Genomic DNA, 14,203 nt, shown 5'->3' on the forward strand with positions numbered 1-14,203 from the left:
GTCACCAGTTGCCGCGGAGCCGTTCGGCACCGAGCTGAGCCCCGCGCCGGCACTCCGGCAGGCCCTCCACCCGGTGCGGCCTTATCGCCTTTCACCCAGTAGAACCCGCACAGCGCCGTGTTCGAGTAGAGATCCACCTGATCATCCTCTCAGGCGTGCGCGCCGTGGCCCGGCACCATCCAGGTGAACGTCGCCTCCCCGTCGTACACCGGTTCGTTCTTGGTGCAGCGCATCCGCAGATCAGCCCCCATACAGTGCTTTCCGTACCGGATCTGCGAGCTGGCATCATCCGCGTCCGCGAGGCGCTCGCAGGACAGGTCGTAGCCCCTCATGTGTTCCCACGAGCACGGCTTCTGCTCGCACATCAGTGAGCGGAACATCAACAGCAGCCGCGCCAGGTCGTGCTGATCGACCCGGCCCGTCTGCGTCTTTATCCAACGCCATCGCCGCGTCCCTCTCCGCCCACCACTCATAGACCACCTAGGGCGTGTATCGAGTTGTGATCAATCTGCGGGGTTCGCTCTCGCGGCGGGGTCTGGTCCGGTAGACCTTCTTGTGTGACGCGAGGGCAACTGACGGACGCAGAGTGGGAGTTCATCGGGCCGTACCTGCCGATCGGCGAGTACGGCCCGTACCCCGAGCGGCTGCGGCAGCAGTTCGAGGGTGTGATCTGGCGGTTTCGGACCAGCGGGCAGTGGCGGGAGATGCCACAGGAGTTCGGCGCCTGGTCGACCGTGCACAACCGCTTCCGGCAGTGGCGTGACGCCGGCGTCTTCGAGGCCCTGCTGGAGGGCCTGATCGCGGAAGCGGCGAAGCGGGGCGAGGTGGACCTGTCCCTGGTCAGTATCGACTCCACCACCGTGCGGGGACACCACGATGCCGCCGGGATGCACCTGGGCGAGGACGTCGTCACCGCCCTGGAGAAGGCGGCTGCCGAGGAGGAGAAGGCCAGGTCAAAGGGGGCAGCCTCGAAGAACAAAGCGGGCAGGACGCCGATCCCGAAAGGCAGGAGCGGCGACGCGTCCGGCGTCGGCGAAGAGTCCGCCTGAAGGCCGCTCTCCTGGGACGTTCCAGGGGCGGGCAGACCAGCAAGGTCCATCTGGCCGCCGACCGCAAGTGCCGCCCGCTGGCGTTCGTGCTGACCGCGGGCCAGGCTGCGGACAGTCCACAGTTCATCCCGGTGCTCAGGAAGTTACGGGTCCGCGGCCCCGCCGGCCGCCCCCGCACCCGGCCGGACGCGGTTGCCGGGGACAAGGCCTATTCGTCCCGCGGCAACCGGGCCCACCTGCGCAAGCGCGGCATCAAGGCAGTGATCCCGGAGAAGAGGGACCAGGCCTCCAACCGGAAGAAGAAGGGGTCCAGGGGCGGTCGGCCCGTCAGCCACGACGCCGCCCTCTACAAGGAGAGGAACACCGTCGAGCGCCTGATCAACAAGCTCAAGGCCTGGCGAGGCATCGCCACCCGATACGACAAGACCCCGGACAGCTACCTGGCCGGCCTCCACCTCCGAGCCTCGATGATCTGGATCAAAGACCTCACCCGAACCACCAATTGATCACGACTCGATACGCGCCCTAGGTCCGCGAGGTCGCCACCCAGTACTCGCCGGTGAAGTTCTTCTGCCCCTTGAACGAGGCGAACGGCCTTGCTGGCAGTGCCAGTTCGAGGGGCTCCACCCACCAGCACTCCAATGGGCCGGAACGCCCGACGCCGTCAGCGTCGATGAACCCATCCTCGACGCCCGAGGCGTGCTCCCGGGCAACGGCCACTGGTGCGGCCCCGTCAACGAACACCTCCGCCCTGCCGGGAGCCCCGTCACTGCGAGGGTCGAGCACCCTGCGGGCCACCATGACCGAGGGCCGGAGACATGACGCGAAAGGGTGAAAAACCGCGTAGGCAACGAGGACGATTCCGGACGCACTGGTGTCCGGCCCTATCCGCCGGGGAGCGAGGCTCGATTCCGCAGCGACGGTAGGTGCGTCGCAGTGACCCCAAGTAGCCGCCCAACTGCTGGCGCTGTCGTCTTTGGAGTCGAGGCCTTCGGGCTTGCCTGGGATGCCGAACGCATCCAGAAGGTGGCGCTCGACGCCAAAAAGCTCGCCCAGCGTCAGCTCAGGGTATTCGGCGATCCACCGCCTGATAACGGCACCGCGCTCGGCGATCAACCACGCCTCGCCGTCGTTCTGCTCGCTATGGAAGTATGCCCGAGATCGTCCGAATTCCGAGCTCAGCTGTTGCCACAGGTTCGTGACGAGGTCGGCGCGCGTCAGATAGAGCAGTCCGCACCACGCCCAGACGATCAAGGTTCATCCCCCGATTGCCGGGATGATCAAGACTGTCGAGAATCACTCCTCGCCGCTCTGCGCAACCTCGTCGATGAGATCGACACCGTCTGCCCAGCTTGTCTCACGCACGTTCCCGAGGCCAAGTCGGGCGACAAGATCGACCCGATTGGCCCCATGGACCGCGATCTATGAGAGCCAGCATGCACCTATCGCCAAGGGCGAGTCGGAGGTCTCCACGGCCGCCACCATAGTCAGGCTGCGAGTGAGACCAGAGAGCCGGGCACCTGACCGTACAAGATCATCTGAAACCGGGACCAGATTGCCTGAGACGGGACAGGTGCTGGTCGCGGCTGCGGTTGCTCCGCTCGTTGTCCGGCGAAAGCGAACCTTGATCGTTTGCCACTGGACATTGACCACTGCTCGATGGGGCGGTGGCGTCGGCTGCTGGGCTACCGGGTGAGCACTGCGAGGTAGGCGTCCAGAGGCTGCACATACCCTGGGAGACGTTCGAGAAGGTCCCACCAGCGGATGGCCGAGATCTCCTCGGTGGGCTCGAAAGCGCGGGTCTCGGCGCAGGATCCTGTGTAGAGGGCCAGATATTCGGCTCGCTGGTCAGGCGCCAGGACGAACCGCGCGTAGCCGATGAACCGCAACTGTTCGTCAGGCTCCTGCCCGCTCTCCTCCAGCAGCTCCCGTACTGCTGCCTGGCGGGGGGTTTCGCCCTCTTCGATGCTCCCTCCTGGAAGCTCCCAGGACTGGCGGCACCGATCGAAGACCATAAGGACCCGACCGGCGCGCCATAAGGCAACCAGGGTCGCCGGCAGCGGGGCATCCTGCGGCGGCGCTGCCTCGCCACTCCGCGCGAACGAGACCAAGGAGTTGCCACGGCCATCGGCTGCAAGCGGTTCGTCTGCTGGGTAGGCCACGGTCGGATGCTTCCCCGGGCGACTCCACGAGAAGCCCTCCGCCCTCACGCTCCGGCGGTCAGACTTCAGTGGCACACGGACAAGGTTCAGTGGCATCGGACACCGGGCCCTGCGAAACGGACACAACAGGCGCCATTCCGAGGTGCGTGACAGTTTTCGAGGGTGGCGTGACGTCCGTGTCACGCTCACGCTCCGTCAGCGTGACACGGGTGCCGGGTAGTCCTTTGGCAGCGAAGCCGGATTGTTTGTCAGTGAAGTTGGACCGGTGGGAGGCGGTCCTGGATGGTCTTGGTCGGTGTAACCACCGTGCTCTAAAGGCGGCCGGGTGGTGGGAGGCGTAGGGCGAGGAGGGCGACGTCATCGGTGCTGTCGGGGGCGAGGCCGGTGACGAGTTCGTCGCAGAAGGTGTCGGGGGTTTCGCGGGCCAGGGCGGCGGCGTGCTGGCGCAGACGGGTGAGGCTGTGGTCGAGGGATTCGTGGCGGCGTTCGATGAGTCCGTCGGTGTAGAGCAGCAGGGTGGACTGGGCGGGCAGTGACTCAGTGGCGCTGGTGCGGGGCAGGTCGGTGCTGACGCCGAGGAGGTGGCTGCGGCCGCCGTCAAGGTAGTGGGTGTCGCCGTCGTGGGTGACCAGCAACGGCGGAAGGTGGCCGGCTACGGCGTAGTCGAGTTTCCAGGGACCGCCTTCGGGTCCGTGGATGATGGCGTAGATGCAGGTGGCGGTGGTCCCGGGGTAGAGGGAGTGCTGGGCGACGTCCATCCGGTGCAAGATCTTTTCGGGTGGCTCTTGGCGATCACATGCGATACCGCGGAGCATATTGCGCAGCTGGCTCATGGTGACGGCGGCTTTAAGGTCGTGGCCGGTGACATCGCCGATGATCAGGGTGGTGTGGCCGGTGGGCAGCAGGAAGCTGTCGTACCAGTCCCCGCCCACCTCTGCGGTGGTCTGTGAGGGGGCGTAGCGGGCCGCCATGTTCAGGCCGTCGGCGCGGGGCAGCTCGGGCAGCAAGGAACGCTGGAGACGTTCGGCAATCCGCTGGGTCTCGTGGAGCAGGTGTGCGTTCTCGACAGCCAGTCCGAGGCGGTGGACCAGATCGTCGAAGAGAGGTAGATCCTGCTCGGTGAGCGGAGGGTGATCTCCGGCGCGGCGGACGGTCAGGGCGCCGAGGACCTCCCGCCGGGCCCGCAGCGGAGCAATGACCGCGCTGGTGGCACCCTCCAGGTGACGAGCCTGCCCCACATCCCAGGGATCACGGCCCCCGGCCCTGAGGTCGGCCCCGGTCAGCAGCAGAGGTCCGGCGCCGCGCAGTACGCGGGCCAGGGGGCCGGTGGCCGTCTCAGGTGGCAGAGACAGGAAAGCCAGCTCCTCCTGCGGCTGGGGCCCGGCCTGGGTGCGGGTGACGCAGACACGCTCGATCCGACCCTGGTCGGACAGGAGGTCAACGGCACACCAGTCCCCCAGCCGACGGGCCACGATCCGGGCGACCCGCCGCATGCCCTCGGCCACCTCCACGGTCCCGGCCAGCGCCGCATTGATGTCGGCCAGCACCGTCAGCCGGTCCAGCGCCTGCTGCAGGATCGCATCCACGTCATAGTCATCCACCCTCAGCGACTTCCCCCGAATGAACGCGCCGACCGCCGCCGTGCCACGGATGCCATCGTCTGGCCCATCGGTGCGTGTTTGGGGCGACCGCGCGCGCAACAGGCGGCGGGAGCCCAGGTCAGGTGGACAACCTCGTAACACCGACGACGGAGGAAGTCCGAGTAGCTGACGCTGTCAGGAATCTTGAAAGTCCGAGATCGTTCTCAAGGTGGTGGCGACCAACTCGGTCCCGAGGGCCCCCTGGGCGTGTCGGTGAGACGTCCGGGGGCCGCCCCCGCCGGCCGGTGTAACCGGCAGGGAACTGGCCGCGCAGCGCTGGGAGAGCAGGGCTCGGGTGCCATGGCCGTTATCGTGCACGCCTTCGATGCCAGCAGTGGCGTTCCTCTTGCGCTCGAAGCGAGGCGGTAGACCCGTCGGGTCCGCCTACCGGAGCGGGCAAAAAACGTCCTGGCCGCCGCCCAAGAGGTCCGGCCGGTCTTTCTGCTGCTCGCTGGCTGCCGACTTGTGCGAGGAAGAGCCGGCCGGTCGAGGCCGACACCGTGCGGCACCCGCTTGAGGATGGTGCCTGGGCCGTGTGGGGCAGTGGCTCGCCGAGGACGAGCCGGCCAAGTGCGGTGAAGCCGCGAAGCCAGTTGAGCGCAGCACTCACGCTGCCGCAGCAGCTGTGGCACGCAACATGACACTCGCCTCCCCGGCTGACCTACGATTCGACGCAGCGCTCACGAGTTGCTGCGGTCTGTCGCTGGAGCTCCGGGGCGGGCCCTTCACGGTAAGGGTGAGGGTGCGGTGCCGTCTGCCAGCTTCACCGGTGAGGCGAACGCAACCACAAAGCGCTACCCAAAGTGCCATCAACGGTCACTGCACCCAAGCGCCTACGGTTCGGAGTGCGCCCTCAGCCTTGCAAGCGGTCCGCTATCTCGACGAGGTGGCGGCCTTGATAGTTCGCTGCAGCCAATGTTGCCCTGTCCGGCCCCTCCCCGCCGCCACTAGGCCAGCTTGTGCCGTAAGGGTTGCCACCGGCTTCGAACAGCAGTGGATCGGTATAACCGGGGGGAACGATGATGCAGCCCCAGTGGTAGAAGACATTGTTCAGCGACAGGAGGGTCGACTCCTGGCCGCCGTGCCTGTTCATAGCCGAGGTAAAGCTGGTGACGGGCTTGTTGTGGAAGACGCCCGCCTGCCACAACTGGCCAGTGGAGTCAATGAAGTTCTTCAGCTGCGCTGAGACGTTTCCGTAGCGAGTCGGGGTGCCGAACGCATACGCAGACGCCCACTCCAAGTCCTCGTGAATCGCTTCCTGAACGGTGTCCTTCGTCGCATCGATGTGAGCCCGCCACGCCGGATTCTTCTCTATGGACGTGTCGGGCACCGATTCGGGCGCACGGCGGAGCCGCACTTCGGCCCCTTGCGACGATGCACCCTCCGCCAGTGATTCGGCGAGACTGTGGACATTCCCGGTTGCGCTGTAGTAGATCACTGCGACGCGGACTGCCATGGATGACCTCCGGTGAGCCGGACCGTAGGCACCTCGCATGAAGCATGGGTTCCACTCCGCAGACTCGAACAGAGTGTCAAGAGTGCCGACGGATCATTTCTACTGCGAATATTCGGAACAGGACCGCTGATCGGATGCGTTGAGATGGCCGAACCTTGAGACTGGTAACGAGGAGCCCAGCCGCTGCCTCCATATCTGTGAAGAGATCACATCCCTGGAGGGTTCATGAGGCCCCATTTGGAGGGTAGACCTCATCTGGAGCTAGGGCCTGTTTTACAAGTGGCAGCCTGCTGGTGTCTGCAAAATGATCGGCCAGTACAGTCGCCCTCATGGCGACACCAGTACTGCGGGCGATTGAGTGGGACGAGACGCCATGGGACGACCCGTCCGACAATCAGCTGCACGATCTGCTGGCCGACATGAGCTTGACCTGGCGTTTTGCCGTGCTCTAGCGACTCGGCCTCGAACCTGCCAGCCGACACTACATGCAGGTATATCTCAACGACGACCTCAGCTATCAGGTTGAATACCGCGATGGTGGCCCAGACAGGAACTTCCACGCTCATGTGCCACGCACACACGAAGTGTTCGCCGTAGAACCTGTTGCCGAAGGGCTTCGGAACTGGGTCCACGGCCGGTCGGGCTGGCGTGAAGCTCTTGTCTGGGCTCCGTGGCCGCCTGTGGAAACAGACAGTGCGATGAGGCTCGTGTGGGACGATGCCCACGCTGCAAAGGTCGCAGCCACTCGTTGATAACAGCGATGGTGATGGTGCCTGTCGCGAAGGCCCCCATCGGGACACGCCCACCGTTTCGGTGGCAGCACGCACCGCCTCAGACAGCAGTCGGCAGATCAAACGCAAGGCATCAGAGCCAGTCGTATCGCGGGCCAGACCGCCGCCTGAAACAGCACCCCAAGCACACGGACGGACTCATTGAGCTTCTTCGAGCGGGCCGCCGATCGGGTGACGGTCCATGAAGCGCAACGATCGAGGCCCCGGGTAGTTGACCCAGATGTCTGACGTCTCAACCACACTGCGCCGGGGCCTCGTTAGTCATCTACCCTGCCGCATTCGACCTGCCCCATGCGCTCGTCGAGCGGGTCACGATGCTCACCGTCACCCGTGAGGGGGACCGCCGCTGCAAGCTCCGCCCGTCCCAGCGCACGACGGTGGCACTGGTGTACCTGAGCGAACACACCACCCTGGCGAAGACCGCAGCCGGCTTCGGGATCAGCCAGTCCACCGCCCACGCCTGCACCAGCGCGGCCGTCCGCCTCCTCACCGAACGTACGCCTGGTCTGCTGAAGGTCCTACGCGAGCAGAATCCGGACCCCGTTCTCCTGGACGGCACGCTCGCCGAGTGCGACCGGGTCAATAATGGACGGGCCGGCTACTGCCCCAGGCACCGTCGGCATGGGGTGAACGTGCACGTGGTCACCGATCCGGACGGCCGACTGCGGTGGCTCTCGCCCGCGCCGCCGGGCCACTGCCACGATCTGGCAGCCCCCCGCACCCACCGGATCATCCGGATCTGCGAGCGCCAGGGCGTCCCCGTCCTGGCCGATCTCGCCTATCAGAGTGGTGGCCCCTGGCTGACCACGGGCATCAAACGCAGGCTCCTGCGAGAACTCACCCCTGCCGAGAAGACCGTCAACCGGGCTCTGGCTGCGGCACGGGCACCGGTCGAGCGCGGCGTGGCCTGCCTGAAGTCCTGGCGGATTTTCCGCAGGTCCCGCTGCAGCCCCAACCCCATGACGTCAACCACCAAAGCCATCCTCCCCCTGGAGCGGCAACGCCGAAGAGGCTCAGTGACCCCAAGCACGTGCATGCCCGCATGAACGAGGACTTGTGGGGAGATCTACATGGCGCTCCTTGGGGTGATGCCCTTCACATGCGGGACGGAAATGATCGATCATCGATCAGCATTATTTATATACGCGGACTTTCCGCTCACCGTCTCCTGGAAGGCGTGCACCATGACCGACGCCACGCTGAACGCGCTCCGTCCCCTGCCGGACCCCGACCCCGAGGAAACCGGTGAGTGGGCCGCCTCGCTCGACGCGGTTGCTCAAGCCGCCGGCCCTGACCGCGCGGCATACCTGATGCGCCGCACATACGAACACGCGCACGCCTCTGGGCTAGCGGTGCCAACGGTCCTGGAGACCGAGTACATCAATACGATTCCCACGGCCGAGGAACCCGTAGTCCCCGGTGACGCAGCCATGGAACAGCGCATTGCAGCGTGGGACCGCTGGAACGCCGCAGCCATGGTGTCACGCGGCAGCCGCCTGGGACTCGGTGGACACATCGCCACGTTCGCCTCCGCGGCTTGGCTCTACGAAACGGGCTTCAACCACTTCTTCCACGGCAAGGACGGTGACGGCTCCGGGGACCAGCTGTATATACAGGGACATGCCTCCCCCGGCATATACGCCCGCGCCTTCCTCGACGGCAGACTGACGGAGCAACAACTAGACAACTTCCGCCAGGAAGCCACCGGCGAGGGCCTGCCCTCCTACCCACACCCACGACAGCTGCCCTGGCTGTGGGAATTCCCTACCGTGTCGATGGGCATCGGTCCCCTCAACTCGATCCAGCAGGCGCGGTTCAACCGATACCTCACGCACCGCGGCATCAAGGACACCTCCGGCTCTCACGTGTGGACGTTCCTGGGTGACGGCGAGATGGACGAACCGGAATCGACCACAGCACTGAACCTCGCCGCCCGTGAAGGACTGGACAACCTCACCTTCGTCATCAACTGCAACTTGCAGCGACTCGACGGACCGGTCCGCGCAAATTACAAGGTAGTGCAAGAACTGGAAGCAAAGTTCCGTGCTGCCGGCTGGAACGTCATAAAGGCGCTGTGGGGCAAGGCTTGGGACGAGTTGTTCGCCCTGGACACCACAGGCGCACTCGTCCGGCGACTGCGCGAAGTACCCGACGGGCAGTTCCAGACCTACGCAACCCGCGACGCCGCATACATCCGCGAGCACTTCTTCGGCGCCACCCCCGCCCTGGCCGCCATGGCCCAACTACTCACCGATGCGAAGATCATCGAGTGCTTCCACACGTCCCGTGCGGGACACGAACCAAACAAGGTCTACGCCGCCTACCGCGCGGCAACCGCACACAAGGGCGCACCCACCGTCATCCTCGTGCAGACCATCAAGGGCTGGACGCTGGGCTCAGCCTTCGAGTCACGCAACGCCAACCACCAGATGAAGAAACTGACCCTCCCCGAGTTCCGCGAGATGCGCGACCTGCTGGAACTGCCCATCCCTGACAGCGCGCTCTCCGGCGACGTAGTGCCGTACGCCCACCCAGGCCCCGACTCCCCAGAGGTACGGTACTTGATGGAGCGACGCGCCCAACTGGGCGGCCTTGTCCCAACACGTCGTGTCCACCCGGTGACTCTCCCCACACCGTCCAGCAAGCCCTTCGAAGCCCTGGCGAAAGGCTCCGGCAGCCAAGAGATCGCCACCACAATGGCCCTGGTACGCCTGCTGAAGGACCTGATGCGGGAGAAGGAGAGCGGACGACGTTGGGTTCCCATTGTCCCCGACGAAGCCCGGACCTTCGGCATGGAGTCGCTCTTCCCCAACGCCGGAATCTACTCGCCGCTCGGCCAGAACTACGACCCCGTCGACCGCGACATGCTCCTGTACTACCGCGAGGCCACAAACGGTCAGATCCTCAACGAGGGCATCACGGAGGCAGGCTCCATGGCCTCCTTCACCGCTGCAGCCACCTCGTACGCCACGCATGGCGAGCCGATGATCCCGCTCTACATCTTCTACTCGATGTTCGGCTGGCAGCGGACCGCCGATCAGATGTGGGCCCTGGCCGATCAGCTCGGCCGCGGCTTCCTCGTCGGGGCGACCGCAGGCCGCACGACGATGACGGGAGAAGGCCTGCAACACGCTGACGGCCACTCCCAACTGATCGCGTCCACCAACCCGGCGGCGATCTCGTACGATCCGGCCTTCGCCTACGAGATCGGCGTCATCGTCCGCGAGGGCCTGCGCCGCATGTTCGGACCCGACTCAGAGAACATCTTCTATTACCTCACGGTCTACAACGAACCGAAGGTCCAGCCCGCAATGCCTACAACCACGGGCATCGAGGACGGCATCGTCAAGGGCCTCTACCGGTTCCGTACAGCCGACACCACTGCACTCACCACAGACGCACCACAACTCCAACTCCTCGCATCCGGAACGGCGATCCACTGGGCTCTGGAAGCACAAGAACTGCTGGCAGCAGACTGGGGCGTAGCCGCTGACGTATGGTCTGCAACCTCCTGGAGCGAGTTGCGCCGTGACGGTCTCGCCTACGACGCCGCCCGCTTGCGCGGTGAGGACGCCCCGCTGCCACACGTCACCAGCATGCTCCAAGATGCAGCCGGTCCCGTCATCGCAGTCAGCGACTGGATGCGTGCCGTCCCGGACCAAATCAGCCACTGGGTACCACAGGACTGGCACTCCATCGGAACCGACGGCTTCGGCCTGTCGGACACCCGTGAGGCAGCCCGCAGGCACTTCGGGGTTGACCCGCAGTCAATAGTCGTAGCCGCTCTCGCCGCACTGGCCGAACGCGGCGAAGTCAACCCGCAAACGCTTCAGGAAGCCCGCGCTCGGTACGAAATCTGAGCTCCGCCACCACGAGATACAAAAAGCCTGAGCGCGCCATCTCAACGCGCTCAGGCACCACAGCACCGCAGGAACACCTAGAGGGCGTCTGAAAAGCCTGTCAGCGGGCTGGTACTGCGAGGCGGCGCACAAGGAGCATGGCCATGGAGAGATAGATGGCATTCTCCGAGCAGACGCGTAGGTACTCGTAGTCGTTCGACAGCCGACGGCACCGTCCCAGCCAGGCAAAGGAAAGGTCCACTCCATCACCCAACGGCGCGGGACGACCGCGAAGAGGGGCGCTGCCGGAGGCGGTGTCCCCACCCTCGCCCAGGTCGCGCGGGAACCTCCGTCGCGGCGTTGCACACCCTCCACGAAGATGCCGGTGGCTTCCCGGGCCCAGGCCTGGAAGTCGGTGCCGCGGTAACCCTGGTCTGCCCCCACGGGCCGCAGACGCGGAAAGACATCGCCAGCCCGGGAGAACAGCACAACAGCGCCATCACGATCGCCGACGCTCGCCGGCCTCACGCAGGGGACCAGGACGGTGCCGCGGGTGTCGACGAGCAGGTGGTGCTTGATGCCGCTGACCTTCTTGCCGCCACCGTAGCCGTGCAGGCCACCACGCTCACTGGCCGGGCCTGCAGAACGTCCGTTTCGGAAAGGGGCCCCTGCCGGGCGATGACCTGCGCACTCCGGCACGGTCCGTCGCCGTGGTCGCCATCAATACCTCCTACGGCGAAGTGCCCACCCCGGTGGAGAACACCGCCAGCCCGCGCAAGAACCCCAAGCGCCGACCGAAGCCCCAGGAGCGTCTCTGCCGGCGTACCACCACTACCGGCCAAACCAGTTGGTGCATCGCACAGGCCTCCCGCACCTACGACGGCTTCGGCAGCGCCGGCAGCATCGGCGGCGTCCACACCCGCTTCACCCTCCCCAAGGACGACTGGGCTCTGCAGCGCAAGGACTGGCACAGCTTCACCGCCACCCAAATCACCGTTCCACACGCCGCAGAGCACGATCCACAAAAAATCGCGGCGCTCGCAGCACAGTTGTGCCATCAATCCCTGGCCTGGGATGCGCGCACCCGCCACCCCGTTCCCCTTCACGTCGCCGGCGCCATGGACCGCGCTCATCCCGAGTACCGGGGCCCCAGCATCGAACCTGCCCAGACACCCGAAGCCAACGAGACACAAGAGGGCGAGTAGCGGGGCACAAGGCCGACTCGTGCGCGCCGTATCACTGCCGGGTGAGCAACAACCCGGAATGCCCTCTGCGGTTCCCCAGTCATCCATGAGGTGAGGCGGCCCGGGAAGGCTGCACCGGCGCCCGCTGCCAGCCGCCGACGAGCCTCGCCTCGTACGTCGCCGGGGCGCCGTGCGCGGGCTCTCCAGCGGTACCCGCGTGACGCGCTGGTTGATCGCGCGGACGCTGGCCGACGCGCCACGTTGGCCTCCTCAGCCGTGTCCTGTCGGTGACGTGTTTACCGGGCCGCAGTCCGTCGGCAAAAGCACCGGACAGACCGCCGGGGACGGGTGTCTTGGGCTCTGACGTACTCGCGGCGAGGGTCCGACTATGCGGAGTTGCCCGGGTGCCCGGTGATCCAAGCCAGGCCGATGGGATCCAGGTGGTGGCGGGCCCGGGTAACAGCGACGTATGCCAGGCGGGCTTCTGCCTCATCGACGGGCTGGAGAACGGCGCGGCCCTGGGCGTTGACCTCATCGGTGTCGGCCGGCAGCGTGAAGTCGGGTGCAACGCATACCCGGGCCCATTGCCGCCCTTGGCATTGTGGACAGTGGAGACGGTGACCTCGGCCGCATCTTCGGGAACGAGTCGATCGACGGCCTGCAGAACAGCCCCGGGGCCGTGCTCGTCGACGAGATTAGCCAAGGACTGCAGGTCGCTGTCGGTGGGGTCGTGCTCGGCGTAGTCGCACAACGCCGTCCAGGTGGTGAACAGCACGAGTCCGGGGTGGTGGGCGTGGCTCCCTGTCAGTGATTACGACGTAATCACTGAGTGCCCTGCATCGCTGGCAGATCATGGCAATCATCACGCCGTTGTCCTGTCTCAATGAACCGAGTCGGCGCTGATTCGTCTCAACGAATCCAGTCGCCGCAGGCTGGCTCCGAGGAGCAGCGGGGCCCGACCATCTGCGGCCGTCTCAACGAAGTCAGTCGATCCAGGTCAGACGCTGGACACCGACTGGATTCGTTGAGACAGGACAGCCGTATCGACGAATGAGTATCAGAGGGCAGACAATTGGCAGCTGCAGCGCTACGCTCCCGTGAACTCAGCCGATCAATGCCTACGGACCGAATACTGCCAAGTGACGGGCCGTGCGCCGTCGCCTGTCGTCCAGCATGGTCCGTAACACACGACATCTGGGAGGAACATTGCGACCGATTCGAAGACGCGTTCTGTCGGCGACACTAGCGATACTGGTGACGCTGCCACTTGCCGTGCTCACCACAGCCGCACCAGCACATGCAGCTGCCAGATGTGCAACCCCACCGACTGAGTATGTGGGATGGGGCCAGGTTGGAGCTCCGTACTACCCAGTCACGCTACGCGGGATCACGACCCATCTCTACACCGGATATCAGTCGGCATCAGCCCGTGCCGCTGCGACAGTTCCAAACGGGTCGTACGTCTCCATCGACCGTTCCATCAACTCGTTCACCGCAACCGCCACGGAGAATGCGAACGGGTTCGGCTGGCGCACCGATGCGCAGGTCGCAGCCAACGGAGGTTACGACTACTGCGAGGTGTACCACTCTGGCTCAACCGGGTGGACCTATACGCCAAATGTCCAAGGGCGCTATCACGCAGTACGGCCGTGCCTTCGGGTCTCCGGCATCCTTCAGTGCGCCACCATGTGGTACGTCGACTTCGACGGCTGATCTTCAGCAAGGGCAGAACGCTGCCCCTCCCGGTAACCGACTGACCGGCTTTACAGTGGGATGAGGGTCAGAAAGGAAGGCCGATGGGGGCTCATCCTTGATGCGGCGGGCGAAGCCACCGACTCACAGAACTGGCCGGAGAGCGGGCCGCAGTGACGTCACCTGGCCGCGCAGGTATTGCGTGAACACGTCGACCTGATGGCCCACTACGGCGGCAACAACTCGTTCACGAAGTGCATCGGGGCGGGCTCCCTCGCCCCGGTCCTGCCCCTTTCCAACGATCAGCTCTCCTTCGCGCGCGACGCGGAGCACTCGGGCGCGGGTGCTGTCGCCGATCTGAACGCCGCGGGGCCTGCCGAGATCGGTGAC

9 protein-coding genes and 2 pseudogenes are annotated in these 14,203 nt (G+C 65.6%); 5 read left to right on the forward strand and 6 right to left on the reverse strand.

The genetic code is table 11. The annotated features are described in order from the left end of the window. Positions 1-149: 149 nt before the first annotated feature. Positions 150-332 (reverse strand): hypothetical protein, encoded by a 183-nt coding sequence (locus tag ACICHK_RS41335; protein WP_406835018.1) that lies wholly within the window; start codon positions 330-332, stop codon positions 150-152. 225 nt (positions 333-557) lie between these two features. On the opposite strand from ACICHK_RS41335, the pseudogene ACICHK_RS41340 reads away from it, so the two are divergent. Beyond that, positions 558-1,555 (forward strand): annotated as a pseudogene (locus tag ACICHK_RS41340) (IS5 family transposase). Between the two features lie 19 nt (positions 1,556-1,574). On the opposite strand, the gene ACICHK_RS41345 reads toward ACICHK_RS41340, so the two are convergent. The 4 genes from ACICHK_RS41345 to wrbA form a co-directional block, all read right to left on the reverse strand. Then, a complete protein-coding gene (locus ACICHK_RS41345) occupies positions 1,575-2,303 on the reverse strand; it encodes a hypothetical protein (protein ID WP_406841475.1) in 729 nt (242 codons plus the stop codon). A gap of 431 nt (positions 2,304-2,734) precedes the next feature. Continuing rightward, on the reverse strand, positions 2,735-3,211 hold the full coding sequence (locus ACICHK_RS41350; protein ID WP_406841476.1) for an NUDIX hydrolase: 477 nt from the start codon (positions 3,209-3,211) through the stop codon (positions 2,735-2,737). Positions 3,212-3,522: 311 nt separating this feature from the next. Beyond that, positions 3,523-4,812, reverse strand: a complete 1,290-nt coding sequence (locus ACICHK_RS41355; protein WP_406841477.1) for a PP2C family protein-serine/threonine phosphatase — start codon at positions 4,810-4,812, stop codon at positions 3,523-3,525. Between the two features lie 892 nt (positions 4,813-5,704). Then, on the reverse strand, positions 5,705-6,307 hold the full coding sequence (wrbA, locus tag ACICHK_RS41360) for an NAD(P)H:quinone oxidoreductase (protein ID WP_406841478.1): 603 nt from the start codon (positions 6,305-6,307) through the stop codon (positions 5,705-5,707). A 329-nt stretch (positions 6,308-6,636) separates the two neighbouring features. Between wrbA and ACICHK_RS41365 the strand changes: the two genes are divergently transcribed. From ACICHK_RS41365 to aceE, 3 genes are all read left to right on the forward strand, one after another. Continuing rightward, positions 6,637-6,759, forward strand: a complete 123-nt coding sequence (locus tag ACICHK_RS41365; RefSeq protein WP_406841479.1) for a hypothetical protein — start codon at positions 6,637-6,639, stop codon at positions 6,757-6,759. Between the two features lie 653 nt (positions 6,760-7,412). Continuing rightward, positions 7,413-8,144, forward strand: coding sequence for a transposase family protein (locus ACICHK_RS41370; RefSeq protein ID WP_406841480.1), 732 nt, complete (start codon positions 7,413-7,415; stop codon positions 8,142-8,144). 138 nt (positions 8,145-8,282) lie between these two features. After that, positions 8,283-10,958 (forward strand): pyruvate dehydrogenase (acetyl-transferring), homodimeric type, encoded by a 2,676-nt coding sequence (gene aceE / locus ACICHK_RS41375; RefSeq protein WP_406841481.1) that lies wholly within the window; start codon positions 8,283-8,285, stop codon positions 10,956-10,958. A gap of 100 nt (positions 10,959-11,058) precedes the next feature. On the opposite strand, the pseudogene ACICHK_RS41380 reads toward aceE, so the two are convergent. Continuing rightward, positions 11,059-11,570: pseudogene (locus tag ACICHK_RS41380) on the reverse strand (transposase); the annotation flags it as partial. Positions 11,571-11,620: 50 nt separating this feature from the next. Here ACICHK_RS41380 and ACICHK_RS41385 point away from each other — a divergent pair. Beyond that, positions 11,621-12,142, forward strand: a complete 522-nt coding sequence (locus ACICHK_RS41385; RefSeq protein ID WP_406841903.1) for an RNaseH domain-containing protein — start codon at positions 11,621-11,623, stop codon at positions 12,140-12,142. The last annotated feature ends 2,061 nt before the right edge of the window (positions 12,143-14,203 follow it).

Origin of the sequence: Streptomyces sp. AHU1 (genome assembly GCF_045343905.1) — a bacterium.
Taxonomy (GTDB): domain Bacteria; phylum Actinomycetota; class Actinomycetes; order Streptomycetales; family Streptomycetaceae; genus Streptomyces; species Streptomyces triticiradicis.

Excerpts from the sequence above, each read along its gene's own strand:
- ACICHK_RS41335 (WP_406835018.1), bottom strand. The coding sequence starts at position 332 with ATGAGGGGCTACGACCTGTCCTGCGAGCGCCTCGCGGACGCGGATGAT.
- wrbA (WP_406841478.1), bottom strand. The coding sequence starts at position 6,307 with ATGGCAGTCCGCGTCGCAGTGATCTACTACAGCGCAACCGGGAATGTC.
- ACICHK_RS41365 (WP_406841479.1), top strand. The coding sequence starts at position 6,637 with ATGGCGACACCAGTACTGCGGGCGATTGAGTGGGACGAGACGCCATGG.
- ACICHK_RS41370 (WP_406841480.1), top strand. The coding sequence starts at position 7,413 with ATGCTCACCGTCACCCGTGAGGGGGACCGCCGCTGCAAGCTCCGCCCG.
- aceE (WP_406841481.1), top strand. The coding sequence starts at position 8,283 with ATGACCGACGCCACGCTGAACGCGCTCCGTCCCCTGCCGGACCCCGAC.